At 64.6% G+C, this 26601-nt stretch carries 22 protein-coding genes; 14 read left to right on the top strand and 8 right to left on the bottom strand.

All coding sequences use genetic code 11. The features are described 5' to 3' along the window. Window positions 1-1584: 1584 nt before the first annotated feature. Complete coding sequence (locus tag KPL57_RS15455) at window positions 1585-2349, top strand: transposase family protein (protein ID WP_226352146.1); 765 nt, start codon at window positions 1585-1587, stop codon at window positions 2347-2349. A 159-nt stretch (window positions 2350-2508) separates the two neighbouring features. Here KPL57_RS15455 and KPL57_RS15450 read toward each other — a convergent pair whose 3' ends face one another. The 6 genes from KPL57_RS15450 to KPL57_RS15425 form a co-directional block, all read right to left on the bottom strand. Beyond that, window positions 2509-3621 (bottom strand): C40 family peptidase, encoded by a 1113-nt coding sequence (locus KPL57_RS15450; RefSeq protein WP_226352145.1) that lies wholly within the window; start codon window positions 3619-3621, stop codon window positions 2509-2511. Beyond that, a complete protein-coding gene (locus KPL57_RS15445) occupies window positions 3621-3992 on the bottom strand; it encodes a hypothetical protein (protein ID WP_226352144.1) in 372 nt (123 codons plus the stop codon). The genes KPL57_RS15450 and KPL57_RS15445 overlap by 1 nt, the downstream gene beginning before the upstream one ends. A gap of 293 nt (window positions 3993-4285) precedes the next feature. Then, a complete protein-coding gene (locus KPL57_RS15440) occupies window positions 4286-6415 on the bottom strand; it encodes a hypothetical protein (protein WP_226352143.1) in 2130 nt (709 codons plus the stop codon). 149 nt (window positions 6416-6564) lie between these two features. Then, window positions 6565-9078 (bottom strand): ATP-binding protein, encoded by a 2514-nt coding sequence (locus KPL57_RS15435; RefSeq protein ID WP_226352162.1) that lies wholly within the window; start codon window positions 9076-9078, stop codon window positions 6565-6567. A 107-nt stretch (window positions 9079-9185) separates the two neighbouring features. Beyond that, complete coding sequence (locus KPL57_RS15430) at window positions 9186-9620, bottom strand: hypothetical protein (protein ID WP_226352142.1); 435 nt, start codon at window positions 9618-9620, stop codon at window positions 9186-9188. 57 nt (window positions 9621-9677) lie between these two features. Then, window positions 9678-9932 carry a hypothetical protein gene (locus tag KPL57_RS15425; protein WP_226352141.1) on the bottom strand — a complete coding sequence of 85 codons (255 nt, stop codon included), beginning with the start codon at window positions 9930-9932 and terminating at the stop codon, window positions 9678-9680. 471 nt (window positions 9933-10403) lie between these two features. Between KPL57_RS15425 and KPL57_RS15420 the strand changes: the two genes are divergently transcribed. Next, entirely contained in the window at window positions 10404-11075 is a 672-nt protein-coding gene (locus KPL57_RS15420) for a helix-turn-helix domain-containing protein (RefSeq protein ID WP_226352140.1), read from the top strand. On the opposite strand, the gene KPL57_RS15415 is transcribed toward KPL57_RS15420, so the two are convergent. Together KPL57_RS15415 and KPL57_RS15410 are read right to left on the bottom strand one after the other, a co-directional pair. After that, the gene (locus KPL57_RS15415) at window positions 11072-11509 is read right to left on the bottom strand and encodes a hypothetical protein (protein ID WP_226352139.1); all 438 of its coding nucleotides are present in this window, start codon (window positions 11507-11509) and stop codon (window positions 11072-11074) included. The two genes, KPL57_RS15420 and KPL57_RS15415, sit on opposite strands and share 4 nt — an antisense overlap. Then, on the bottom strand, window positions 11484-12428 hold the full coding sequence (locus tag KPL57_RS15410; RefSeq protein WP_226352138.1) for a hypothetical protein: 945 nt from the start codon (window positions 12426-12428) through the stop codon (window positions 11484-11486). The genes KPL57_RS15415 and KPL57_RS15410 overlap by 26 nt, the downstream gene beginning before the upstream one ends. Window positions 12429-13671: 1243 nt before the next feature. Between KPL57_RS15410 and KPL57_RS15405 the strand changes: the two genes are divergently transcribed. From KPL57_RS15405 to KPL57_RS15350, 12 genes are all read left to right on the top strand, one after another. Then, window positions 13672-14307 (top strand): hypothetical protein, encoded by a 636-nt coding sequence (locus KPL57_RS15405; RefSeq protein ID WP_226352137.1) that lies wholly within the window; start codon window positions 13672-13674, stop codon window positions 14305-14307. 27 nt (window positions 14308-14334) lie between these two features. Next, complete coding sequence (locus KPL57_RS69740) at window positions 14335-15516, top strand: glycoside hydrolase family 16 protein (protein ID WP_226352136.1); 1182 nt, start codon at window positions 14335-14337, stop codon at window positions 15514-15516. Window positions 15517-15551: 35 nt separating this feature from the next. Beyond that, entirely contained in the window at window positions 15552-16037 is a 486-nt protein-coding gene (locus tag KPL57_RS15395) for a hypothetical protein (protein ID WP_226352135.1), read from the top strand. Further along, entirely contained in the window at window positions 15985-16956 is a 972-nt protein-coding gene (locus KPL57_RS72200) for a transglycosylase family protein (protein ID WP_374203728.1), read from the top strand. The genes KPL57_RS15395 and KPL57_RS72200 overlap by 53 nt, the downstream gene beginning before the upstream one ends. Before the next feature lie 27 nt (window positions 16957-16983). Beyond that, window positions 16984-18294, top strand: coding sequence for a MinD/ParA family protein (locus KPL57_RS15385; RefSeq protein ID WP_226352134.1), 1311 nt, complete (start codon window positions 16984-16986; stop codon window positions 18292-18294). A 1082-nt stretch (window positions 18295-19376) separates the two neighbouring features. Next, window positions 19377-20063: a ParA family protein gene (locus KPL57_RS15380; protein WP_226352132.1), complete on the top strand. Its 687-nt coding sequence runs from the start codon at window positions 19377-19379 to the stop codon at window positions 20061-20063. 343 nt (window positions 20064-20406) lie between these two features. Beyond that, the gene (locus tag KPL57_RS15375; RefSeq protein ID WP_226352133.1) at window positions 20407-20646 is read left to right on the top strand and encodes a hypothetical protein; all 240 of its coding nucleotides are present in this window, start codon (window positions 20407-20409) and stop codon (window positions 20644-20646) included. Window positions 20647-21437: 791 nt separating this feature from the next. Continuing rightward, a complete protein-coding gene (locus KPL57_RS15370; RefSeq protein WP_226352132.1) occupies window positions 21438-22124 on the top strand; it encodes a ParA family protein in 687 nt (228 codons plus the stop codon). Window positions 22125-22467: 343 nt separating this feature from the next. Then, complete coding sequence (locus KPL57_RS15365; protein WP_226352133.1) at window positions 22468-22707, top strand: hypothetical protein; 240 nt, start codon at window positions 22468-22470, stop codon at window positions 22705-22707. Between the two features lie 791 nt (window positions 22708-23498). Next, complete coding sequence (locus tag KPL57_RS15360) at window positions 23499-24185, top strand: ParA family protein (protein WP_226352132.1); 687 nt, start codon at window positions 23499-23501, stop codon at window positions 24183-24185. Window positions 24186-24528: 343 nt separating this feature from the next. Continuing rightward, on the top strand, window positions 24529-24768 hold the full coding sequence (locus KPL57_RS15355) for a hypothetical protein (RefSeq protein ID WP_226352133.1): 240 nt from the start codon (window positions 24529-24531) through the stop codon (window positions 24766-24768). A 791-nt stretch (window positions 24769-25559) separates the two neighbouring features. Further along, window positions 25560-26246: a ParA family protein gene (locus KPL57_RS15350; protein ID WP_226352132.1), complete on the top strand. Its 687-nt coding sequence runs from the start codon at window positions 25560-25562 to the stop codon at window positions 26244-26246. Window positions 26247-26601 lie beyond the last annotated feature (355 nt).

Genomic DNA, 26601 nt, shown 5'->3' with positions numbered 1-26601 from the left:
GGCCTATGCGTCTTGTACAGACCTGAGTGAAAGTTTCAGGACAGGAGCCCTCAGAGAGCGACGCGCTCCGGGGCGACGCGCTCCGGGGCGACGCGCTCCGGGGCGACGCGCTCCGGGGCGACGCGCTCAAGATCAATCCAGTGCAAAGCCCCTGGTCACCCGACTCATTGATAACCTCCAGAGAGGATGGAAGCTAAAATCTAAGGAGGGAATCCAGATGCCTGATCAGCCAGGACCAGATCCGACTGGTAACTGGTGGACCTCAACTGACGTAGCCCGCTACCTCGGTGTCCACCTCAGGACCGTCTCCGCCTACCGCGGACGACAGCAGATGCCCGCACCTGACGGTCGAATCGGGCAATCCTGGTTCTGGGCGCCAGAGCGAATAATAAAATGGAACGAGCAGGAAAGGCCAAGAGCTGTCACCAGAAATCTCAACAGCGCCAAGCCTGACTCAACAGCTAATGCATGGACCGCCGCAGAAGTCGGCGCCTATCTCAACATTCGCCCCACAACCGTCATTGCCTACAAATATAAAAAAATAATCCCCGAGCCAGTGGGTCAAGTAAATGGTGAACCAGTCTGGGATCCACAGAAAATAATCACCTGGGACCGGCATCGCAAAAAAAGAAATGCACCGAAAACTCAGTAAATTTCGCTCGATCGATGGTTGCGCGAGCTCACGGCTGACGCTAGCTCAATCGGTGATCTCCCCTATGATTTCACCGCCGATTCATGCTTACCTTCAAGTGATTCCAGTTGCCGCGCTTACTCCAATCACTTGGAAGGGCGCAACGCGCCTGTCAGTGCATTTAGATCCTCAGGATCGACGTGGGAGCTCCACAAGTAATCCCAATAAGAACCCTTCCAGCGCAGCAATAAGACCCAGACCAAACCTCCAAGCTAAATCCCAAGATGCCTGACTTTCTGTGCAATGAGGCTTATTCAGGGACGTTCAACAGGCTGCTGCGTTGAGGCGCTGACCTGAGGAAGCACCTCGCTTCATGATCACCCTGAATAAGCCTCAATCAGTCAGTAAATCTATCGGCTTTCATCTAAGGGCGCCGGGAACTCACAAGCTGGAACATTAACTGCCGACTCAAAACCTCAGAATCCCAACATGCTCCTGCACCTCTACAATCCCTCGGCCCTGCGGCGGCGCGATTGCCAGTAACCGGCCAGCGCGGCTGGTGCTGCTGCCATGAATAGCACGCCAATCGCCGTGATGGGTGATTCGAGCAATTCTTTCATGACGTTTTCGCCTGGGTGACCCTGCGCTATCATCCAGACCATCCATGTCGACATCACAATGCTGCACAGAACGAGCCCGAGGTAGCCGCCGATCCAGGCTGCGGTCTCTACTTTGAGGCTTATTCAGGGTTGCAAAAAGCACGCAGAACGACACGCCCAACAGCGCATTAATATGCTCTCCACGTAGAGCGTCTCCAAACTTCAATCCTCTACTGAGGCTTATTCAGGGCCCGTGAAATAACGATCTAGCCCGGCGTGTCGGGTTGGGCGACAGCCCGTCCATCGCGAATATTGGTTTGCCGAATCAATCCGAGATGAACGGGCTGCCGCAGTATGTACTATACCACTGGTTTCCGGCGTGATGAAATTCAGGATCTTGTCGCTATAGTGTATGAGCAGGATCAGCGGGACGCGACGGAGGCACGTTTGTCTTGGCCGCCGGTTCTGGGGTTGTTCTGGTCGGTGGTGATCACGTTGGCGTATCTGCGCGGGAATCGTGTGCAGTGGGAGTTGGCGGAAACCTATGGGGTGTCGCAGTCGACGGTTAGTCGAGCGATCGCGGGGGTGACACCGTTGCTGGCACAGGCGCTGCGGAGTGTCGTTCCGACGGCGGAGGAGCTTCGTGCCGATCGGCAGTACATCATCGACGGAACCCTACTGCCCTGCTGGTCATGGACCGCCGTACCAGGTCTGTGGTCGGGCAAGCATCGCACCACCGGCGTCGTCGTCCAGGTCGCAGCCACCCTGGAAGGGCAGCTGTCGTGGATCTCCGACCCGACCCCAGGCTCCCGACACGACCTACATTGCCTCGACCAATCCGGCGCCCTCGACCACCTCGCCACATACCCACCGATCGGCGATAAAGGCTACATCGGGCGCGGCATGCTCACCCCGTTCAAAAAACAACCCGGCCGGGAACTTCTCGACTGGCAGAAAACATTCAACAAGAGCCTCAACCGCACACGCGCCACCATCGAGCGAGTCATCGCCCATATCAAAACGTGGAAAGTTCTCCACACAGACTACCGCCGACCCTACGCCACATTTAAAACGACGATCTCGGCAGTCATCGGACTCATCTTCTACGCACTTACCTGACGGAGCCTGAATAAGCCTCACTGCTCCACCGATAAAGAGCAAACCCCCCGAGAGCAAAGGCTCCCACGATTCCCACCGCCACTTCAGCAACCCCAAGCTCCCCCACCACTACTCCTTCCAAAATAGCTTCCTTCCCCATCTGCGCTTCACGCTGACAAGTCAAGCTCCAGGTCGAATGACGAAAGGTAGAATCCTGCGGGCGTCGTACGATCCCGAGGTGACGTTTAAATCTCGGTCGCGGACCGGGGTTCCCGTGGTAGGGGCTTCCCTGATTCGATCATCACCCAGATACAGTGCCACGTGATGGATCCCCGGGATTGTTCCGTTCCTCGACCAGAACACCAAATCTCCTGGGCGGGCTTCACTCAACGGGACACGCTGCCCTGCGGTGGCCTGTTCTCGCGAGGTCCGAGGCAGCTGCACCCCAGCGGCCTGCCAGGCCCGCATCGTCAACCCCGAACAATCAAATCCGTCCGGGCCCGCCCCTCCCCACACATACGGTTTCCCGAACTGGGCTGCCGCGAAATCCAACGCTCTCTGCGCTGCGGTTGATGCTCCCTGCCCCACCCCTGTCGATGTGCCGCCCCCCGTGGTCTCTCCCGGCTCACACAGCACTCCCGCTAAAAGCCCACCAAGCCCCGGCGAGGTACCTGTCGCCAGTTCAGTTAGTAAATCCGCTGCGGCTTGTTCCCATTTCGCGTAAGCGTCGGGAAATCCCGAGCGCTGTACTGTCTGCGCAGCCACGGTCAACGGCATCGCCTCCCAACCCGGCACCCTCAGGAGACCTTCATAGAACTTCCGGGCCGCATAAGTCGGATCGGTGACCTGAGAATGGGTACCCCAGCCCTGCGAGGGACGTTGCTGGAACAGTCCTGCCGAGTCCCTGTCGCCGCCGCCGAGGTTGTTCAGTGTCGATTCCTGCATTGCCGTCGCCAGCGCGATCCACTGCCCGCGGCCCGGCACTCCCATCTGCTCTCCGGTGCGGGCGATGACTTCAGCGTTCGCACGCTGTGACTGCGACCACTCCACTGCTCCTCCCTGGCCCCCCGAGGGCGCCGCCAGATCAGACACACATCCCGGGGCCGCAAAGTCAAACCCCGGCTCGGTCGCGACCACCAGCGCGGAAAAGACTGCGACCACCACGAACCCAGCCAGGAGCAACGCTCCCGCGGCACCCGTCACCACCCGGCGGCCCGGAACCTTCTCGATCCCCTCGCCCGCAGCGCGATACCGGCTTCCGGAACTCTGCGGTCGATCCTCGTAGTCGAGCATCAGCCGCCTGTCAGCGGCGCGACCGCAGCGACCCGCCATCCTCCGTCGACCCCGGCGGTCTGTGCTGCTGCCTCCGGGCGGTCCGGCCCTTCCAGCTCCTCAGTCGAGAGGAGATCGAGCTGGATACTGATCCGGTCGAGTTCGATCACGACCATCACAACGCCTTCATCTGCAGAGACCACTCGGGGGGCGCCGACGACCCGGTCAGCGGGGATGTTCGCCGGGTCGACCTGCGGCAGGATGACGTGCCCGTATTCCGGAGTAGCCAACGGTTGCAACCGTCGCAGCCACTGTGCCTTCGGGGTGTTCGGCGAGGCCCAGAGGCGAGCGAACCGCTCTGCGGTCGCCACCGCCGCCTGCACCAATCCCACCGGCGGACCCGCCGTCGAGGACCTCGACGGCGGCGAGGGCTCCCCACCGGGGGCATTCTCACCTTGAGCCGGACCTGAAGGCCCCCCCGGAACCGGGGCCGTGGGCAAGTCCACCGACCGCGGTGGTGGTGGTGACGCTGCAACAGCTGCACTCGGTGGGAACTCTTGACCAGCGGATTCTCCATCCCTACCCGTCAACTGAGCGCACAACACCGCCGCAATCACCAGGGCGGCGGCGATGCCGTAGAAGCGACGTCGCGAGTACAACAGCCAGGACCGCGCTGCACGCAGGATCACCATGACCGACGCCGCCTGGTCTCCGGGCGACCTCGCACCGCACCAGCCGCCGATTCCGACCGCCCCCTGCCCAGCTGCCGCAGCCGACGAGAGCGGTCACCTCCACTTCCGGGCCGATACACACCAGGCCGTCTGCCCCCAGCCACCAACCATGAACTCAGCGACGGCGCCGGAGACGACCCCGTCTGCTCCTCAACAGCTACCGAGCGGCGGCGACCCTCCAACGACGGCCCCCTCGCCGGTTCCGCCGAACCTCCCGGCCGACCCGGCCTCGGAGCCGCACCCGCCATCACATCATGATCAACTCGCGGAATGGTCCCGTCCGACAGCGCCCTGGCCGAGCCTGCGAGCCCCCCGCGGCCCCGCCTTCCCCGCTCGCGGTCACCTCCCCCTTCTCCTCCCCCGGGCGGTCTGACCAGCTCCTCTCCCGGCCTAGGGCTCAGTGGGAGGCGGACCCGTGGCGTCGACTCCTCAGGATCGGAGCCCTCCCCCCTCCCCGCTCCGCCGGTCGCCACCGGCGGCGGCGACGACCGAGGGCCGCCGGTCACCGGGCCTGAACTCTGCGGTCCCGACGGACCCCGATCCGATGACCGACTTCCTCCGCCGTCCGGTGGCCCCGGTCGAGGCCCCCGCCCCCCACCACCAGCGACCTCACCTGCATCACCGTCCTCGCCCGGTCCGCCGCCCGTCCTGATCGCGACCAGGACTCCCGGACCTCCGCGGCGGCGGGCCTGCTCTCGATCGCGGCGATCTGCTGCCGAGGCCACCGCGCGGCGCACTCCAGACACCGCTCGCGCGCCCCGAGATCGCACCGCCCGCGCCGAGGACACGATCCCGCTCAGGCTCAGAATCGGCCGCAACACCATCCACAACAATATCGTCGACAACCACGACACCACGATCATCGCCACATCCGTCAATTCCCCCGCCCGTGCCAAACCGAGAATCAACACCGAATGCGCCACCGCGCACACGCACGCAATCCCCGCGCCGAACACCACCGCCCCCACCACCCGGGCAGCCTTCTCCGGGACATCGGTGCGGACAATCCCCCACAACCCCACCACAGGCGCCGCCATCGGAATGCACGCCAAAAACAACACCAACATATATTGGATCAACAATGCGAAAATCTGAATCAGTGCAATGGGTAACATCACCAGCAACGCGCCCGCGCCCAGAGCCGCTCGGGAATCACCCTTCCCCTGAGTATTCACGTATTCGGTCGGGGTGAGCTGCCCATCAGCATAAGCCATCCATTTTGCGCCCTTGTCCTCGAATACCTGTGATCGCTCGCCCTGGCCATCGAGAATCGACCACCATTCGTGGTAATCCAGTGCCTGGTGGGTGAACAACTCCCAGGCCGCCTCATCACGGCCCGAGACTCCGACCTGCCCGTCTGCCCACGACCGATACAGCACCTGCTGGTAAATGGCGTGCCGTAAGGCTTCCCCGCCCGCGCCCAGCTGATCGGGGAACGCTTCCCGGGTCACCCAGTTCTGGGTCGCCGACATCACCTGCCCGACCGAGCCACTAAGATTCTGTGCGATCTGCGCGCCCGACCCGAAAGACAATGCTGCAATCGTCAATGCCGCGACTATCAAGGCGCTGCGGGTCACGATCTCCCCAGCATCACCCCGACGAGACGCCATCAGCAGGATCGCCCCACCCACCACCAATGCCACGCCCGACCACGGGGAAAAAACTGCTGCGAACAGCGCCTGTGCCGTCTGTTCCGACGCCTGCCCCACTGCCGGACCGGTGGGATCCATCACCACCAATTCGTGAAGCCCGTTCTGGGCCGCGAACAGCATTTTTGCAGTGCCTAGGAAGAATCCGCCAATCATGGTGTCGATCGAGGCGCCCGGGTCTCGAACCCCACCCGCGCAGCCCAGGTTGTAGTTCGACCAGCTCAAGCCCGCATATCCATAAACATCCCCGAGGCGGGATAATGTTTGCTCGCTCGAATGCGGGCCGGGTGCCCCCATTGGCTCTCTCAGCGCGAGCTCGTCCAGGGTGCCGAGAAAACCTCCTGACGGATCGGTCGGGACCGGGGGTGCTTTGCAATCGTTGAACAGGTCACTGATTGGATCCGCCGCCGCCTCCGGCGCCGCCCCGATCAGCACTCCCCCTCCTAGCGTCCCCACCAACAGCGCTACGACCAGCACTTTCAGCCAGCCCCGAGCCCTGCCGGACCTGCCGAGGCCCTGACGGCGCCTGCGGCGCCGCAACAACGCCCGCGGAGGAAAAAGCCCGGGCCGAGCAGGGAGCCCGGTCACCGGGTCGCCGCCCGCGCCGGATTGGTATCCAGCGCCGCACGCAGACCCGCAAGATGAGGACCCGACAGATCCAGACGCACCTCTTCACAATGCGCGCCCGAACGCCACAGAAACTCCCGAGGCGCATCCCCCTCCACCCCGACACCCGAACCGTCGCCGTAGGGCGCCGACAGCTCACCCAGCCGCGCCTCATACCCGACCCCGGCCGGGACCCGTAGCAACCGCAACGCCTCCGCCTGAGCCGACTCATCCACCGTCCGCCCGACGAACACGTCGTGACACAACGCCGCCAACCCGGACTCATCACCATCCAGGCGCAACACGTCCGAGGCCAGCTGCGACGCGACCAGCACCCGCGCCCGATATTTGCGATTATCCCTCGACAACTGGGTGATCAGCGTCCGGCCTGTCGCCGTGGCCGACAACCACCGCAACTCATCGAGGCCGATCAGCTTCGGCTCCGAGCGCGGCACCTCATACACCCGCCGGTAGGCCAGCCACGCCGCCAGATGCAGCAGCACCGACGACAACCGCTCCTCCATGCTGAAATCCGCCGGGTCCACCTCATCCCGCGGACGGGTCAGCCCCCGGGTCGAGATCACCAACAACCGATCCGAATCCGCCGCCCACACCGACCCGGCACCCCCGGAGCTCTCACCACGATCAGCCGAGCCCCACAGCAGCCGCGCCGGTCCCGTCGGCGACACGATCGCCTCCAGCGACTCCGCCAGTCGGCGCCCCTCGACATCAGGCGAGGCCGCCAACGCAGCGCACACCTGCCCCAGATCGTGATCGGCGTCCGACCCGACCCGATGCACCGCCGACAAGATCAACTGCTGGGTGGTCGACTCCCGCGCGATCGCCGCCGGAAGCAACTGAGTCACCACGCTGATCACCAGCGTCGTGCGCTGAGCATGCGCCGCCGACCGCTCATCGAGCCACGCGCTGTCCCCCTCCGCACCGGCCGGGAAGTCCCCCCGGGCCGGGTCGGTGATCATCTGATATGGGTTCAGCGACCCGGCCGGGGCGTCGAGCAGTGACACCGCCCGCGCCACCCCGGCCAATTCCGGCAGCTCACACAACGCCGTCAACGGCCCCGACGGGTCCAGCAACGTCACGAACGCCGACCGCGCCCGCACCACCGACACCGCCAGCGCGCCCATCAAGAACGTCTTCCCCGACCCCAGCCCCCCGACCACCGGCGTGAGCCCGGAGACCTGGCGGGTGTCCATGTCATGCCACGGGTCCCAGGCCAGCGGGCGACCCGACACCGAGGCCTGGAACAGCAACGGGCCGTGCCCGTCCCCGATTACCTCCGAAGCCGCAGGCATCGCCATCGCCACATGCCGCACGCTCAACCGGCGCCGGAACGCCCGCGTCGCCAACGGCTCGCCCGGGATGAACTCCCGCGCCAACCCGTACTGGCCCTCGCTGCGCTCCAAGGCCACCGTGGGATGGAACTGCTGGCGCAGCTCGTCGAACATCCCGATGACCTGCTGCTCGGACTCGCCCGCGATCGCCAGACGCCACCACCCCTCACAGCGCGCCGACAGCCCGGAACGATCGGTGTCGAGGTCATCGCGGATCTCCGCGGCGAGCTGGGCCTGGCGGTGCAAACCCAGGGGTGCGTCCAGGCCGTGTTCGACCTCGTAGTGGCGCTGCTGGGCCGCGATCCGATCCGATGCCCAGCGCACCGACCGCTCCGCGACCTCCCGCGGCAGGATCCGCATCCGCCCCGACCACGACACCCGCGCGCCGTCGGCCATCGTCATCCACGGCAGATCCCGGCCCGGGACCTCTAGCTCCCCCATCCGCCCGACCGAGGCGATCAGCAGATGCCGGTCATGACGCACACCCTCGGCCACACCGGCGACCTGCACCGTCGGCGCATACGGCTCGACAGTCCAACGCGCCGCGCCGTCGAGGGCGGCCATGTCCTCGACGTCCCAGACCGTGTGCGGGGCCGCCGCCAGGCCCGCCTCCGGCGGCAGGCCCAACGCACACGACCGATACAGCAAGCTCAGCATCTGTGCCGCCGTCACCGGACGCGCCCACAACCCCGGCCCGGCCAGAACCGCGTCCAGGCGCTGCACCTGGGCATCGAGAGCTTCCAGCTCCGCATCCACCCAGCGAGCACCCCAGTCCGCGACCCGGCGCCCCAGGCCCGTGCCGATCCGATCGCCGAACCGGCCCAGCCGGCCACGCCCAGCGTGGACCTCGACCCCGAGATAGACCTGTTTGACCGACGCTCCGACATCGAGTGCCCGGTGCTGCTCGCCGACCAGGTGCTCCTCCCAGGACACCCCACCCCGCTGATCGGGCAGCGGATCGGCCCACTCGTCGTGCGCGCGAGCCCACGACGGCGCCGGATGCGGTTCCCAGCAGACCCGCCAGTGCATCCAGCGCCCGCTCAGCTGCGCCAACCCCAGCCCGAGCGCCGACATCATCTGCTCACGCTCATGATCGGCGCGCATCCACCACGACTGCGGCGCCAACCGATACCAGGCCATCACCGACGACTCCGTGCGCGCCAGATGCCCGGTGATCCCCCGCAGCGCAATCCCCGGCCGATACTCTCCCGCGCCGCCGCGAGGTCCTCCGCGATCTGCCCCTCTCCTCACTGCCGCGCCTCCTCAGACTCCCGCAGCTGCGGACCGGCCCACCTCGGCGCCGATATCCATCCCGGCATCGACTCCGGAGTCGGTTCGGGAATCGGGCGCGTCACCGCCACCGACACCGCGCTCGGATCGAGCACCGTCGTGCGCGAGTGCTCCCGGCCGCGGCGCGGGGCCCGCAGCTCCGCCGCGAACAGTCCCGCCGCCGACGCTGCCGAGCGGTCCGGGTTCACCCAGCGCATGCTCGCCTGTGTTGCGACCACCGCGACCACCGCGACCACGCCGTAGCCGATGACTCCGGGGAAGAGCCCGAGTTGGGCGCGGATCACCAGCGCGATCAGTGCGTAGACCGCCCACAGGCCATAGGCGCTGTAACGGGCCTGCCACGGCAACGTCCGCCCCGGCGGCCCCAGATAGCGATTCGACACCGCATACAACTCGTCATCAGCCCGTGACCGCACCCACGCCCCCCACCGACAGCGCCGACAGCGCGGTCATCGGCTGGTCACCAGGTTCGCCGCCCACTCCGCGACACCCTTCGCTCCGCCGTCGACCAGGCCGATCCCGACCACGACCAGTCCCAGTAGCAGGCACACCACCACCGAGATGATCTTCGGCAGGTCCGCCTTCGCCGCTGCGGCGACCACGCACAGCCCGATCACGATCACGATCACCGGGATCGCGTTCCCCGACAGCCACTCCATCAGCCGCGAGGCATCCAGACCCTGCGCCAGCACCGACCCGTTCACACCGTCCCCTCCCCTGCCATCCTCGCTCAGCCGTGATCAATCCTGGCCCGATCAGCCCTTCCTGGCTACATCAGGCATGCCTGCCTTTTGCACAGACCTCCGCGTGAGCTGCGACCAGGAACATATCCCTCAGACGGAGTCACTCATCACCCGCTCATGCCTCGCTCGGCTTCATCGCACACCATATTACTGACTCTAGGTAAGCATTACCGTGCGCAGCGTACACAATCCCCCTCTCTTTCGAAACCGCAACAGTCCATTTGCGTGAATCTCGCGACCTCGCACCGTCATCCCCCACGGCGGTCGTCATACGTTCACAGCGAGTCCCATAACGGACACATCGCCCTCTATCCGGCAGGCTTCAGTGAGACCCGGCCCCACTCAGTTAACAAATCTCATGTTAAGGTGGTCGCCAGCTCCGGGTGGCCGCTTTTCTCTCGAGAGAGAGAGAGAGAGAGAGAGAGAGTTCTCATGCAGGATCTTCCGAACACTACAGGGTGGGCGCTCCCAGAACGCTTCGATTATCTCCTCAAGAATGTGCACCCACCTTATCGGGGACCCTATACCCTCGAAGAGGTCGCTGAAGGCATCAGTGAGCAGAACGAAGGTTTCTACGTCTCCATCCCCTATCTCTCCCAGTTACGCACCGGTGCTCGCTCCTATCCTACTATTCGGCACGTCACCGCGATCGCCCGTTTCTTTCAGGTCCCTGTCACTTATTTTCTTGAATCCACTCAGTCCGAGCTCATGAACCACTCGTTGAGTCTCGCCCGTGCCGTACAGGCCGTCGGGGTTCACGACATCGCGCTACGGGCTGCCGCACTCTCCCCCTCGGCGCGGCTCACCATCCTGCGGATCATCGACGAGATTCAGCAGGCCACCAGCGGCCAGCAGCCACCGCAGCAGTCGTCCTACCAGCAGCAGACCGCCCCGGCACTCCTCAATCAGGGACCTGTCGACCAGAGGTCCACACCTGACGCCTTCGTCAACCCCATCGATCCGCAGCAGCTCGAACAGCCCACCCCCAAGCCTCCTCGCGGCCAGCGTAAATACAGCCGCATCACGCGCACCAAGAACAATTACACCAACCCTCACCCCCCGATCGGACCGGTGACATTCTCCGACGGGACCAACGCCGACTAAAGCACCAGCCCTGACCGTCCAGCCCTCGCAGTCCTCTCCTGCCGCTTCGCGAGCCTCCGTTCTCGGCGCTGAAGGACCCGGAATTCTCGGCCCCATTGCCGTAAAAGCGGGCGGGTCTTCGTGAGGTCCCAGCCGTCGTCGACCCGGTCGACCGGCCCCTGCGGGAACACTGCATGCCCGCTATTCCTGCGTGATACTGCCTCGCGGATCTCCAGGGCCGTCGGAGGGCGGCGGCCGACGGCTCCCGATTCAGCGAGGATCGCCTCAATTTCTTCAGCGATGACATCAAGGCGGTCCTCGCATCTCCCCATCAACCGAGTCGACAGAAACCCGAGTAAAGTCACGATATTGAGCAGGCCCGGTCGGGCCGCATCGTCAAGGTTTCCGATCGCCAAGTCGATCCCGAAATCAGGCCATTCCTCGGTCGTCACCATCAGCCTTCCTTATACCCGGCTCCACCACGGTCTCCGTCCCATCGGGCTGTCCGTTCCTTATTCCCGGGGCAGTGCGCCACGGTGATCGCGGAGTCGGTGTGACCGATTTCAGTTCGTCCCACAGCGGCCGCAACTCATACGTGTCATACAGCTCACGGCACACCATCAACACCGCCCACCCGAAGCCAATGAACATCGGCACGATCACCGCCGTCATCACCACAAGTGAACCAACCGCCAAGCCCGCCATTCCCACCAGCGGCAACAATCCCGGTGGCACTACACCCAACAGCCTGATCAGCCCGGACAGAAACAATAACGATGCGCCCGCCGCAATCGCTGCCGACCCCGCCCCCGCTACCGTCAGTGCCCATTTCAGTGAGCGCGACACACCTGCAACTCTCCGATGCCCCCAGGCCCACAACGCCACCGCACCGAAGATCACCATCATAAACACGTTCTCCGGCATGAAGAACAGCGCGATAAGCGGCGAGCCGACCGGGGCACCTTCGGTCACGCCCTGGGTCATAGCGGTCAGCCACTCCCGCTCCGATCCTGATATCAGAATCGTCACCGTGATCATTGACGCGAGCGCCGCCACCAGCGCCACGAACTGAATTCGCATCAGCACAACAGCCCGTCGAGTAGTCGCATTCACCCACTGCTCGCGCACCGGTTCGACCAGCGATCTCGGAGGCGGCACTGGAAACGACACAATGAATACCGCGAGGAAAAACGCGGTCACCTTCAAGGTCGCATGGAACGTCGTGTGCGCGACCAGCGAGTCCACTCCGGCCACGACTCGGCCGGTCACCACCCAGGCCCCCAGCAACGCGGACAGGACCCACCCCGAAGCCATCGCCACCAGCGGTAACAGCACCCGGAAACGCTCACCACGCGATCTCCACAGCAGCAGCATCGCCCAGACCAACCCCAGCAGCCCCAGCCCCGCCGACGCCGACGCCCACCACCCCAAACCCATCACAGCCAGCCCCTCTCTCCGTGCACCACCGGCTCACCCGTCCGCAATACCCGATCCAATCTCCGCGTACTCTCCTCCACCGGCGGAAACCCGAAACTGCTCCGATACAACATCGAGCGACGCCACAAAATCAACCCTCCGGTCTCCGCCACATACTCCTCGTCTGACACCACATCTCCGCGTTCATGTCTCGACAGCGACTCCCCATCCCTGTCTACATGTCCGCACAAAATGTGCATGCACTCATGGAATTTTCCGCGAACCTGCTTCTCTCCCGGCTTATTCACCCCCACCACCATCGTGTCCAGTAACGGCGAATCCTTCATCTGACACGTAAAACTTGTCACCCCAGGATCCAATCTTCTATACCATACTCTGGTCTCTCGACCCCTTAATTGCGCGACGCGATGAATCAACTCATCCGGATCTGCTAGACAGGGAAGTCCCGCCGCTCGGACGACATCCGAGCAGTAACGATTGATCCGGAAAAAACTCGGGCGCCCCACTAAAGGCTCCGGCAGTTCTCCCAGTCCAGTCGGAGGGTTATCCCGCAACCATTGAAACTCTTCCCTCAATGTCGACAGCCATCTGCCCCAGGAATCTTTTGACAGCAATAAAGATAAAGCACCACGCGGCAAACTTCCGCCCGCACCAACCTCAACTTCACCCTGGCGACCCCCGCTCGTCATCCCCCCGCCCCTCCCCTTCATCTGCGCCCACTCTCTTCGCTCTCATTCAGAGTGTTCGGATTAGACCACGGTCTCCACCCCCTCGACGCTCGTCACCGCCCCCTGCTCCCCAGTAAGAAAGACAAAGGGGATCGACCTTCCCTCGACCCCGTCAGATCCGGCACACTCTCACCCAGTCGCACGCAGTTAATCAAGCAGTCCCCCGTCGGCCTCCGCAGCCGCAAGGAGCAGGTCGCACACATGACAGTCCCTCGCGAGTCCGTCCGATGCAGCTGATCCCCCGGCGGCCCGCCCACGAGCGCGCCGCCAACGCCCGCGACCACTCCACGCTGCTCGCCGCCGCCGAGCAGACCACTCAGATCTATCGCCCCACACCGCCGCGACCGCAGCTCACCGCCCCCACAACCCCACTAACCCCTGCTCAGCCCGCCATCCAGTCCACCTCCCAGCGCGCCGCGCCCATGCCATCCCTCAGTGCAACGACACCTTCGGTGCCGCCCACCACCCCGCGGGGAGAAAAGCCCGAGCGCCGGCCGGAGCGCCCCCCTAGCGACGGTCAGCCCGGGCGGCAGCCGCCCACCTGGACTCCCCGCCCCCGGCGCGACATCGCCGGAGGCCGACATGCCGCCCCCGAACCCGAGTACCTGCCGCACCAAGCCCCTATCGATCCCGCCGACGCCGCCAGCCTCGCCTGGGCCTTCGCTCTCGACCTCGAAAGCTTCGACGAAGACCACCCCCACCGCCGCGACACCGTCCTCGCCCGCTACCTCCCCCACACCGACACCCGACACCTCGGCTGGGACCGCACCGGACGCCAGCGCGCCGAGACCGCCACCACCGGAACCGTCACCCACCACGACGACACCCACCTCACCGTCGACGTCCGCGTCCGCATCACCCCCTACACCCGAACCCCCCACCCCGCCCGCGGACCGAGGGCACCCAGCGCGACACCCGACCCTCCCAGCACCCCCGACGCCGTCCCCGCCGCCGCACCCGCCCCCACCGCCTCCGGCTGGACCCCCGGCGCCAGCGAATGGAAACGACTCCGCATCCCCATCACCCGCACCACCACCGGCGACCTCACCATCGACCTCACCCCCACCAGCCACCGCAACAGCGCATAACCCCCGCACCGCCACCCCGGAGCCCCCGTGCCCTTCCCCCATATCGCCGCCGCACTCACCCTCGCCATCGCCACCGCATTCACCCCCACGCACAACGACAACCACACTCCCAACGCGCCCAAAACCGCCAGCACTACCATCTCCCACAGCACTGCCATCGACAACAAGAATTGTTCCTGGAAAATCTCCGCGCTCTCCCTTTATCACGCCCTCCGAAACGACAACAGCAGCCGCACCAAACCTCTACGACAACACCTCGAAAACGCAGGCGTCACCGACCCCGACTTCATCCCCGACCGCTGCACCAGCATCCCCGACAACAACACTGACAACAACACTGGCGGCGGCAGCCATCCCGACGAAAACAACGCACAACGACGCGGTAATCCGACCTCACCCGCGCCGCCTGGAAACTCGGGAACCAGCGAGAACACCCCCAGTGCAGGAGAAACGTTCAACTGGGGTCCGCCCGAGGTCATCGACGACTTCGACGGCGACCTCGACCGATGGAGCCTCTATGACGGTCCCGGCCACGACGGCAACGGCACCCGCTCCCCCGACGCTGCTACCACCAGCAACGGCATCCTCACTATCCACGGCAGCGCCGACGGAACCACCGCCGGGCTCGCCTGGCCCCAACACAGCCAGCACCACGGCCGTTGGGAAGTCCGCATGAAAGCCCCCACCGGTTCCCCCTCCTACAACGCTCTCGCCCTGCTCTGGCCAACCCAAGAAAACTTCCCCATCGGCGGCGAAATCGACTTCGCCGAAATCATGGACCCCGAACGCAAAAAAATAGAACTCTTCCTTCACTACGGCGCCGACAACTCGCAAGTCCACGGCGAACTCGACATCGACGCCACCCAATGGCACAACTACGCCGTCGAATGGACCCCCGACGCCATCACCGCATTCGTCGACGGAAAAGAATGGTGGAAAACTACCGACACCAGCATCTCCCCGCCCGGACCCATGCACCTCACCCTCCAACTCGACTGGTTTCCCAAAGGCGACAACCAGACCGGGGAAGTCCACTACGACTGGGTCAAGCAATGGGCGCTCAACAACGGTGACAAACCCTCAACCACCACCCCCGCAAGTGAAGGATCAACCGACGCCGACTCCTCCACCACCGCCACCGACGAGGAAAACAACTGGAACGGCCGCAGTCGCACCAACAACAAATCCAGTAGCCGTACCGACAACTAATCCGATTACACGCCGGTTACCTTCACGGAGAACTCATGGCCGTCGCACTCCCCGCCATCGCTGCCGTCGCCCTCGCCGCGACCCTCACCCTTCCCGCCATCGCCAGCGACCCCCAGCGACCCCGCGCGCAGCCCGTGACCTGCGCCCAGACCAGCACCACCAGCCCCCAGCGCACCCCGCCCAGCCGCGGACCGAATCCCCCCAACGCGACACAGCGCAGCACGACCGAGCAGCTCGATCAGGCCATCGACGCCCTCGACGACGCCCGCGCACTACTCGCCAGCGTCGCCAGTGACCCCCAGCCCAGCGCTCAGCAGCAACGCACCGCGCACACCCTCCGCGACGCCGGGATCACCCCCGCCCTGCACCGAGGCTGGCGCCAGCACGCCACCGACACCTCCGACACCCTGCTGCACGCCACCGACCCCGAGCACACCCGCGCCGGACGCATCCTCGCCCGCGCCGGACATGGCCCCACCCCCGCCGACCTTGCCCCCCCCCTCTCTCACCGCCAGCACTGACGCCCCACCGAACGACCCCGAAGACTGCGCCACCGACACCACCAGCACCGAACCCACCAGCACCGACATCGACGCAGCACTCACCGACCTCACCGAGAACTTGCGACGACTCCGCGACTCCGACCCCGACGCCCGACAACTCCACGACCAACTCACCGACACCGCGCGCGCCGACACCCCCCGCGACAGCAGCGACACCAGCGCCGAGCCCCTCTCGCCCCCACCCTCTCCTGACCGCAGCGCCTCCACGCCCCGCGCAGGCGACACGATCACCCGCAACCACAGCACCGCAGGATCACCGCGCCGCGACAACGGCAACAGCTCCAATACCAGCAGTAATAACGACAACACCACAGCCACGACAGACGATCATGACAACTGGGAAAACCGCCGTAGCGATCTCCTCGACAAACTCGACAAAGCCGCAGACGACCCCGACGCACGCGACCTCGCCGCCGCACTACGCAACAACGACAACAGCAATCCCGAAAAAAGTAACCCCCGAAACGGCGAACCCGAAAAAAACAGAACCCTCAACCAGGAATCTACCTCACCCTCCGCGGCCTCGCCGCCCGACATCAGCACCAAGCCCGACGACACACACAACGACGCACCCAACGACACCGACACTCGCAGCAGGCCACGCAATTCCACCACCTCCAGCTCCTCCGAGACCTGGGACCAACTCGCAGAATGTGAAAGCTCCGGCAACTGGGCCGCGAACACCGGAAACGGATACCACGGCGGCCTACAATTCGACAAGAACACCTGGGCCGCCTACGGTGGCACCGAACACGCCCCCACCGCCGACCAAGCCACCCCCGACCAGCAAATCGCCATCGCCGAAAAACTACGCGCCGACCGAGGCGGATACAGCGCCTGGCCCGCCTGCGCGCGCAAACTCAACCTCCCCAAGTGAAACACAACAACAGAACGGACCGCCCTCATGTCGAGCAATCCATTCCAACGCGACTGGGACAACAAAGAAACTGCCTCCAGTATGCCCCCAACGCAAGCCGCTCAAGAAGAAAGTGGCGCACCTGATCAAATCATCCAGTCCCCCCCAACGGTCACAGCAACCACAGAGCCCACGACCACTACCGCCCCGACCTCCGACTCCAACGAAACCCCACCCCCCCTCGACGAATCCAACAATGACCAACAAGGAGGTGTCATCAATATAGCCGACCCCCACCGCAAGCGGCTCAATTCCAGTTCGCACAATATTAAAGAAATGTCCAACGAAACCGAGTTCGACAACACCGTCGTCGGCAGTCCACCCCCACCCCCACCCCCACCCCCCTCCCCTCATCCCGGCTCCCACCAGCACGGACACCAGCAGCCGAGCTCTCACACCCTGAACCACGACACCCTCACCAAACATCGCGCCGACATCCCCCAACACGGATGGCGACGCGCCACCTACCGCCTCACCGCCGGACTCATCAATCCCGGAATCAGCCCCACAGAAAAAGCGCGTCAACAACTCCGCGAACGAGTCCGCCGACGTCTCCACGCCCCCCACCGCGTCGCCGTACTCAGCGTCAAAGGCGGCATCGGAAAAACCACACTCACCGCCTGCATTGGCTACGCCATCGCCGAAATACGAGGCGACCAAGTCGCCGTCATCGACGCCAACCCCGACGCCGGAACACTCGCCGACCGACTCACCGGCGACACCAGCCTCACCATCCGACATCTCCTCAACGACATCCACACACTCAACGCCCTCACCGACGTCACCAGCTACATGACACTCGCCGGACGACTCAAAGTCCTCTCCTCCGACCAAGACCCCGCCACCAGCGAAGCACTCACCGCCAACGAATACACACAAGTCATACAACTACTCTCAAAATACTTCAACCTCATCATCACCGACTGCGGAACCGGAATATCCCACGACACCATGACCCCCACCCTCAAAATGGCCCACTCACTCATCATCACCGGAAGCCCCACCATCGACGGAGCCAGCCGCGCCGCACACACACTCGACTGGCTCAACAACCACGGCTACACTCACCAAGCAAACAACGCTATCGTCGTCCTCAACCACAAAGACACCTCACCCGATATCGACACACATCGCATCACCGAACACTTCCAAAATCGAACACGAGCCGTCATTACACTCCCCCACGACCCCCACCTCGCCGCCGGAGGCCGCATCAACTTCCACCGACTCCACCCCACCACCACCCACGCACTCACCGAAATCAGCGCACACATCGCAGACGGATTCCCCACCCCGTAACAACGAACAGGAGCAAGCTTGAAGATCAACACCATCACCGTCCCCGACGGAGCCGGGCCCGAGCTGGAGGCCCGCTTCGCCGTCCCCTGAGCGACATCCCCCGAGACCTAGACGCGCAGTCCCCTCACCCAGAAGATCGCCCGTGAGACCGGCCGCCACCGCGGCCGCTCCCGGCTGCGCCCCCAACACGTCACCCGAGCCGCAGTGCGCCGCCTGCTCGTCGACCCCGACCTCATCGTCGCCGTCACCGCCGACATCACCGAAGGACGCCACGAACTCCCCGGCCACTGACTCTCCCGCCGCCGCCCGGCCGGGCGCTGCTCTCCTTTACGACCAAACAGCCCCGCGGAGGAAAAAGCCCCCGGCGCCGCGACGGAAGACGAACCAGACATACCAGGACATACCAGACAAAAAGCAAGGCCGATGACAGGAGAGTGACAGGAGCCTGGGCTCCTGTCACTCTCCTGTCATCGCTCAAGCCCACCCTCTGACCTGCGGAAACGATGAGGCGATGACAGGATGACGGCAATGACAGGAGCAAGCCGATTTTTAGTAGAGGAGAAAAAGAGACAGAGGGTCGCCATCATCAAGTGACCCAGGTCACCATGTAGAGGTGTTATAAAAATTTGCCGGGCCTGTCACTGCTGTCACCCCTGTCATTGAGGCGCTGACCTGCGAAAACGAGAATGACAGGACCGATGACAGGAGGGACGGCTCCTGTCATCGGTCATCACGAGCCCGCCTCCCCCCTGTGCTGGTCGCCGGGATGTGGCTGCACTGCCGCGTGCGGCCGCTGCGCCGCCTCGCTTCGTCACCAGCGGCTCTAGAGCTCAGCGTTCCAGCGGCGCCCCCCCACCCGGCGCCCCTCTTTCCTCCGCGGGCTTCGTGAGTGAGGAGTAAGAGTCGAGACCTCGACTACCTCGGCCCAGAAACCGCTACAGCGCCGCCGGAGGCGGCGTCTGCGTGCTCCAGCCTGGTTCTGCTGGTCACAGCGAACAGGCGCCGTGACCAGCAGAACCAGGGATGTTCTACTACGTAGCTACCGACTTGTTCGTTCAGTAGCTACGTAGTAGTGTGAGGGCATGGCTATTCTTGCGATCGGTTCCCCCAAAGGGGGGGTCGGTAAAACGACCACCGCGACACACATCGCGGCGATCACCACCCAGGTCCACGGCCGCCGCACCCTCCTCGTCGATACCGACCCGACCCGCAGCACCCTGGACTGGGTCGAAGAAGGCCAATTCAGCGGACTCGACTTCGCCGACGGTCGGGACTTCAACGACCTCCACGGAGTCCGAGAGCATGAGGATCGCTACGACCTCATCGTCATCGACTTCCCTCAAACAAGCCCGCCAGCTCTTCACGCGATGCTCGGCGAACCCGGCGCCTACATCGCTGACGCTCTCTTGGTCCCGAGCCCTCCCGAGCTGATGGACCTCACCCCGATCATCCGCATGATCGAGACAGGACTGCCCATCCCGTATCTGCTCGCCATCACCAGAGCAGGCACCGCCGGGATGAAGACCTCCGCGACCGGAGCTCCCGGCCGCGTACTCGACCTGCAGAAACAACTTCGGGACGACTACGAGTTCCAGGTCGCCGACACCATCATCGCCGAGCGACGGACCCCTTACCGGAGCGCGCGCGAGCGCATGACCAGCGTCCTCAACATCGGAGGCCCGAAGACCCTCGCCGCACGAGCAGCCGAATCCGAATACCGGAACCTCACCCGCGAGGCATTCGCCCTCGTTGGGCTCGCCACCCGCTGACCAGCACGGATCGGAGACCCCCATGGCCACGAAGAAGACCCCGGCCGCAGGCAAGCGCATCCCTTTACGAACGGCAGTCAAAGTCGCCCCTGACCCGGCCCCCGACGCGCAGACCACCGCCCCCGACGCGCAGACCGCCGCAGCATCCGCCCAAGAACCCTCGTCCGCTTCTTCCCCGACCGATACATCGGTGAGGAAGAAGCGGGCGAGGGGAAGCCGCGCGACCCCAGACCGCCGAAGCCCCTCAGTCGAGAAGGGGGCCACTAGCTCCGCAGCAGTTCAGGAGACCTCGGTTCAGGAGACCTCGGCTGCTGTGACGACAACGTCGAGACCGGCGGTGGTTGTGCCCCGCTCAGGGGACATCACCCGAGCCACCCTCGATCTCGTCGCCTCCGAATCGGCCCGGCTGGAACGACTCACCCAGAAGATCGCCCGTGAGACCGGCCGCCACCGCGGCCGCTCCCGGCTGCGCCCCCAACACGTCACCCGAGCCGCAGTGCGCCGCCTGCTCGTCGACCCCGACCTCATCGTCGCCGTCACCGCCGACATCACCGAAGGACGCCACGAACTCCCCGGCCACTGACTCTCCCGCCGCCGCCCGGCCGGGCGCTGCTCTCCTTTACGACCAAACAGCCCCGCGGAGGAAAAAGCCCCCGGCGCCGCGACGGAAGACGAACCAGACATACCAGGACATACCAGACAAAAAGCAAGGCCGATGACAGGAGAGTGACAGGAGCCTGGGCTCCTGTCACTCTCCTGTCATCGCTCAAGCCCACCCTCTGACCTGCGGAAACGATGAGGCGATGACAGGATGACGGCAATGACAGGAGCAAGCCGATTTTTAGTAGAGGAGAAAAAGAGACAGAGGGTCGCCATCATCAAGTGACCCAGGTCACCATGTAGAGGTGTTATAAAAATTTGCCGGGCCTGTCACTGCTGTCACCCCTGTCATTGAGGCGCTGACCTGCGAAAACGAGAATGACAGGACCGATGACAGGAGGGACGGCTCCTGTCATCGGTCATCACGAGCCCGCCTCCCCCCTGTGCTGGTCGCCGGGATGTGGCTGCACTGCCGCGTGCGGCCGCTGCGCCGCCTCGCTTCGTCACCAGCGGCTCTAGAGCTCAGCGTTCCAGCGGCGCCCCCCCACCCGGCGCCCCTCTTTCCTCCGCGGGCTTCGTGAGTGAGGAGTAAGAGTCGAGACCTCGACTACCTCGGCCCAGAAACCGCTACAGCGCCGCCGGAGGCGGCGTCTGCGTGCTCCAGCCTGGTTCTGCTGGTCACAGCGAACAGGCGCCGTGACCAGCAGAACCAGGGATGTTCTACTACGTAGCTACCGACTTGTTCGTTCAGTAGCTACGTAGTAGTGTGAGGGCATGGCTATTCTTGCGATCGGTTCCCCCAAAGGGGGGGTCGGTAAAACGACCACCGCGACACACATCGCGGCGATCACCACCCAGGTCCACGGCCGCCGCACCCTCCTCGTCGATACCGACCCGACCCGCAGCACCCTGGACTGGGTCGAAGAAGGCCAATTCAGCGGACTCGACTTCGCCGACGGTCGGGACTTCAACGACCTCCACGGAGTCCGAGAGCATGAGGATCGCTACGACCTCATCGTCATCGACTTCCCTCAAACAAGCCCGCCAGCTCTTCACGCGATGCTCGGCGAACCCGGCGCCTACATCGCTGACGCTCTCTTGGTCCCGAGCCCTCCCGAGCTGATGGACCTCACCCCGATCATCCGCATGATCGAGACAGGACTGCCCATCCCGTATCTGCTCGCCATCACCAGAGCAGGCACCGCCGGGATGAAGACCTCCGCGACCGGAGCTCCCGGCCGCGTACTCGACCTGCAGAAACAACTTCGGGACGACTACGAGTTCCAGGTCGCCGACACCATCATCGCCGAGCGACGGACCCCTTACCGGAGCGCGCGCGAGCGCATGACCAGCGTCCTCAACATCGGAGGCCCGAAGACCCTCGCCGCACGAGCAGCCGAATCCGAATACCGGAACCTCACCCGCGAGGCATTCGCCCTCGTTGGGCTCGCCACCCGCTGACCAGCACGGATCGGAGACCCCCATGGCCACGAAGAAGACCCCGGCCGCAGGCAAGCGCATCCCTTTACGAACGGCAGTCAAAGTCGCCCCTGACCCGGCCCCCGACGCGCAGACCACCGCCCCCGACGCGCAGACCGCCGCAGCATCCGCCCAAGAACCCTCGTCCGCTTCTTCCCCGACCGATACATCGGTGAGGAAGAAGCGGGCGAGGGGAAGCCGCGCGACCCCAGACCGCCGAAGCCCCTCAGTCGAGAAGGGGGCCACTAGCTCCGCAGCAGTTCAGGAGACCTCGGTTCAGGAGACCTCGGCTGCTGTGACGACAACGTCGAGACCGGCGGTGGTTGTGCCCCGCTCAGGGGACATCACCCGAGCCACCCTCGATCTCGTCGCCTCCGAATCGGCCCGGCTGGAACGACTCACCCAGAAGATCGCCCGTGAGACCGGCCGCCACCGCGGCCGCTCCCGGCTGCGCCCCCAACACGTCACCCGAGCCGCAGTGCGCCGCCTGCTCGTCGACCCCGACCTCATCGTCGCCGTCACCGCCGACATCACCGAAGGACGCCACGAACTCCCCGGCCACTGACTCTCCCGCCGCCGCCCGGCCGGGCGCTGCTCTCCTTTACGACCAAACAGCCCCGCGGAGGAAAAAGCCCCCGGCGCCGCGACGGAAGACGAACCAGACATACCAGGACATACCAGACAAAAAGCAAGGCCGATGACAGGAGAGTGACAGGAGCCTGGGCTCCTGTCACTCTCCTGTCATCGCTCAAGCCCACCCTCTGACCTGCGGAAACGATGAGGCGATGACAGGATGACGGCAATGACAGGAGCAAGCCGATTTTTAGTAGAGGAGAAAAAGAGACAGAGGGTCGCCATCATCAAGTGACCCAGGTCACCATGTAGAGGTGTTATAAAAATTTGCCGGGCCTGTCACTGCTGTCACCCCTGTCATTGAGGCGCTGACCTGCGAAAACGAGAATGACAGGACCGATGACAGGAGGGACGGCTCCTGTCATCGGTCATCACGAGCCCGCCTCCCCCCTGTGCTGGTCGCCGGGATGTGGCTGCACTGCCGCGTGCGGCCGCTGCGCCGCCTCGCTTCGTCACCAGCGGCTCTAGAGCTCAGCGTTCCAGCGGCGCCCCCCCACCCGGCGCCCCTCTTTCCTCCGCGGGCTTCGTGAGTGAGGAGTAAGAGTCGAGACCTCGACTACCTCGGCCCAGAAACCGCTACAGCGCCGCCGGAGGCGGCGTCTGCGTGCTCCAGCCTGGTTCTGCTGGTCACAGCGAACAGGCGCCGTGACCAGCAGAACCAGGGATGTTCTACTACGTAGCTACCGACTTGTTCGTTCAGTAGCTACGTAGTAGTGTGAGGGCATGGCTATTCTTGCGATCGGTTCCCCCAAAGGGGGGGTCGGTAAAACGACCACCGCGACACACATCGCGGCGATCACCACCCAGGTCCACGGCCGCCGCACCCTCCTCGTCGATACCGACCCGACCCGCAGCACCCTGGACTGGGTCGAAGAAGGCCAATTCAGCGGACTCGACTTCGCCGACGGTCGGGACTTCAACGACCTCCACGGAGTCCGAGAGCATGAGGATCGCTACGACCTCATCGTCATCGACTTCCCTCAAACAAGCCCGCCAGCTCTTCACGCGATGCTCGGCGAACCCGGCGCCTACATCGCTGACGCTCTCTTGGTCCCGAGCCCTCCCGAGCTGATGGACCTCACCCCGATCATCCGCATGATCGAGACAGGACTGCCCATCCCGTATCTGCTCGCCATCACCAGAGCAGGCACCGCCGGGATGAAGACCTCCGCGACCGGAGCTCCCGGCCGCGTACTCGACCTGCAGAAACAACTTCGGGACGACTACGAGTTCCAGGTCGCCGACACCATCATCGCCGAGCGACGGACCCCTTACCGGAGCGCGCGCGAGCGCATGACCAGCGTCCTCAACATCGGAGGCCCGAAGACCCTCGCCGCACGAGCAGCCGAATCCGAATACCGGAACCTCACCCGCGAGGCATTCGCCCTCGTTGGGCTCGCCACCCGCTGACCAGCACGGATCGGAGACCCCCATGGCCACGAAGAAGACCCCGGCCGCAGGCAAGCGCATCCCTTTACGAACGGCAGTCAAAGTCGCCCCTGACCCGGCCCCCGACGCGCAGACCACCGCCCCCGACGCGCAGACCGCCGCAGCATCCGCCCAAGAACCCTCGTCCGCTTCTTCCCCGACCGATACATCGGTGAGGAAGAAGCGGGCGAGGGGAAGCCGCGCGACCCCAGACCGCCGAAGCCCCTCAGTCGAGAAGGGGGCCACTAGCTCCGCAGCAGTTCAGGAGACCTCGGTTCAGGAGACCTCGGCTGCTGTGACGACAACGTCGAGACCGGCGGTGGTTGTGCCCCGCTCAGGGGACATCACCCGAGCCACCCTCGATCTCGTCGCCTCCGAATCGGCCCGGCTGGAACGACTCACCCAGAAGATCGCCCGTGAGACCGGCCGCCACCGCGGCCGCTCCCGGCTGCGCCCCCAACACGTCACCCGAGCCGCAGTGCGCCGCCTGCTCGTCGACCCCGACCTCATCGTCGCCGTCACCGCCGACATCACCGAAGGACGCCACGAACTCCCCGGCCACTGACTCTCCCGCCGCCGCCCGGCCGGGCGCTGCTCTCCTTTACGACCAAACAGCCCCGCGGAGGAAAAAGCCCCCGGCGCCGCGACGGAAGACGAACCAGACATACCAGGACATACCAGACAAAAAGCAAGGCCGATGACAGGAGAGTGACAGGAGCCTGGGCTCCTGTCACTCTCCTGTCATCGCTCAAGCCCACCCTCTGACCTGCGGAAACGATGAGGCGATGACAGGATGACGGCAATGACAGGAGCAAGCCGATTTTTAGTAGAGGAGAAAAAGAGACAGAGGGTCGCCATCATCAAGTGACCCAGGTCACCATGTAGAGGTGTTATAAAAATTTGCCGGGCCTGTCACTGCTGTCACCCCTGTCATTGAGGCGCTGACCTGCGAAAACGAGAATGACAGGACCGATGACAGGAGGGACGGCTCCTGTCATCGGTCATCACGAGCCCGCCTCCCCCCTGTGCTGGTCGCCGGGATGTGGCTGCACTGCCGCGTGCGGCCGCTGCGCCGCCTCGCTTCGTCACCAGCGGCTCTAGAGCTCAGCGTTCCAGCGGCGCCCCCCCACCCGGCGCCCCTCTTTCCTCCGCGGGCTTCGTGAGTGAGGAGTAAGAGTCGAGACCTCGACTACCTCGGCCCAGAAACCGCTACAGCGCCGCCGGAGGCGGCGTCTGCGTGCTCCAGCCTGGTTCTGCTGGTCACAGCGAACAGGCGCCGTGACCAGCAGAACCAGGGATGTTCTACTACGTAGCTACCGACTTGTTCGTTCAGTAGCTACGTAGTAGTGTGAGGGCATGGCTATTCTTGCGATCGGTTCCCCCAAAGGGGGGGTCGGTAAAACGACCACCGCGACACACATCGCGGCGATCACCACCCAGGTCCACGGCCGCCGCACCCTCCTCGTCGATACCGACCCGACCCGCAGCACCCTGGACTGGGTCGAAGAAGGCCAATTCAGCGGACTCGACTTCGCCGACGGTCGGGACTTCAACGACCTCCACGGAGTCCGAGAGCATGAGGATCGCTACGACCTCATCGTCATCGACTTCCCTCAAACAAGCCCGCCAGCTCTTCACGCGATGCTCGGCGAACCCGGCGCCTACATCGCTGACGCTCTCTTGGTCCCGAGCCCTCCCGAGCTGATGGACCTCACCCCGATCATCCGCATGATCGAGACAGGACTGCCCATCCCGTATCTGCTCGCCATCACCAGAGCAGGCACCGCCGGGATGAAGACCTCCGCGACCGGAGCTCCCGGCCGCGTACTCGACCTGCAGAAACAACTTCGGGACGACTACGAGTTCCAGGTCGCCGACACCATCATCGCCGAGCGACGGACCCCTTACCGGAGCGCGCGCGAGCGCATGACCAGCGTCCTCAACATCGGAGGCCCGAAGACCCTCGCCGCACGAGCAGCCGAATCCGAATACCGGAACCTCACCCGCGAGGCATTCGCCCTCGTTGGGCTCGCCACCCGCTGACCAGCACGGATCGGAGACCCCCATGGCCACGAAGAAGACCCCGGCCGCAGGCAAGCGCATCCCTTTACGAACGGCAGTCAAAGTCGCCCCTGACCCGGCCCCCGACGCGCAGACCACCGCCCCCGACGCGCAGACCGCCGCAGCATCCGCCCAAGAACCCTCGTCCGCTTCTTCCCCGACCGATACATCGGTGAGGAAGAAGCGGGCGAGGGGAAGCCGCGCGACCCCAGACGCCGAAGCCTCAGTCGAGAAGGGGGCCACTAGCTCCGCAGCAGTTCAGGAGACCTCGGTTCAGGAGACCTCGGCTGCGTGACGACAACGTCGAGACCGGCGGTGGTTGTGCCCCGCTCAGGGG

It is taken from the genome of Pseudonocardia sp. ICBG601 (assembly GCF_020496245.1).
This window is presented reverse-complemented; position numbering and strand designations above follow the sequence as displayed.

Bases quoted from the DNA above. Each gene is read 5' to 3' on its own strand.
- KPL57_RS15415 (WP_226352139.1), bottom strand. From the start codon at position 11,509: ATGGTGACGACCGAGGAATGGCCTGATTTCGGGATCGACTTGGCGATC.
- KPL57_RS15370 (WP_226352132.1), top strand. From the start codon at position 21,438: ATGGCTATTCTTGCGATCGGTTCCCCCAAAGGGGGGGTCGGTAAAACG.
- KPL57_RS15435 (WP_226352162.1), bottom strand. From the start codon at position 9,078: ATGGCCTGGTATCGGTTGGCGCCGCAGTCGTGGTGGATGCGCGCCGAT.
- KPL57_RS15455 (WP_226352146.1), top strand. From the start codon at position 1,585: ATGTACTATACCACTGGTTTCCGGCGTGATGAAATTCAGGATCTTGTC.
- KPL57_RS15350 (WP_226352132.1), top strand. From the start codon at position 25,560: ATGGCTATTCTTGCGATCGGTTCCCCCAAAGGGGGGGTCGGTAAAACG.
- KPL57_RS15420 (WP_226352140.1), top strand. From the start codon at position 10,404: ATGCAGGATCTTCCGAACACTACAGGGTGGGCGCTCCCAGAACGCTTC.
- KPL57_RS15380 (WP_226352132.1), top strand. From the start codon at position 19,377: ATGGCTATTCTTGCGATCGGTTCCCCCAAAGGGGGGGTCGGTAAAACG.
- KPL57_RS15360 (WP_226352132.1), top strand. From the start codon at position 23,499: ATGGCTATTCTTGCGATCGGTTCCCCCAAAGGGGGGGTCGGTAAAACG.
- KPL57_RS15395 (WP_226352135.1), top strand. From the start codon at position 15,552: ATGGCCGTCGCACTCCCCGCCATCGCTGCCGTCGCCCTCGCCGCGACC.
- KPL57_RS15450 (WP_226352145.1), bottom strand. From the start codon at position 3,621: ATGCTCGACTACGAGGATCGACCGCAGAGTTCCGGAAGCCGGTATCGC.
- KPL57_RS15385 (WP_226352134.1), top strand. From the start codon at position 16,984: ATGTCGAGCAATCCATTCCAACGCGACTGGGACAACAAAGAAACTGCC.
- KPL57_RS72200 (WP_374203728.1), top strand. From the start codon at position 15,985: ATGGCCCCACCCCCGCCGACCTTGCCCCCCCCCTCTCTCACCGCCAGC.
- KPL57_RS15410 (WP_226352138.1), bottom strand. From the start codon at position 12,428: ATGCTGCTGCTGTGGAGATCGCGTGGTGAGCGTTTCCGGGTGCTGTTA.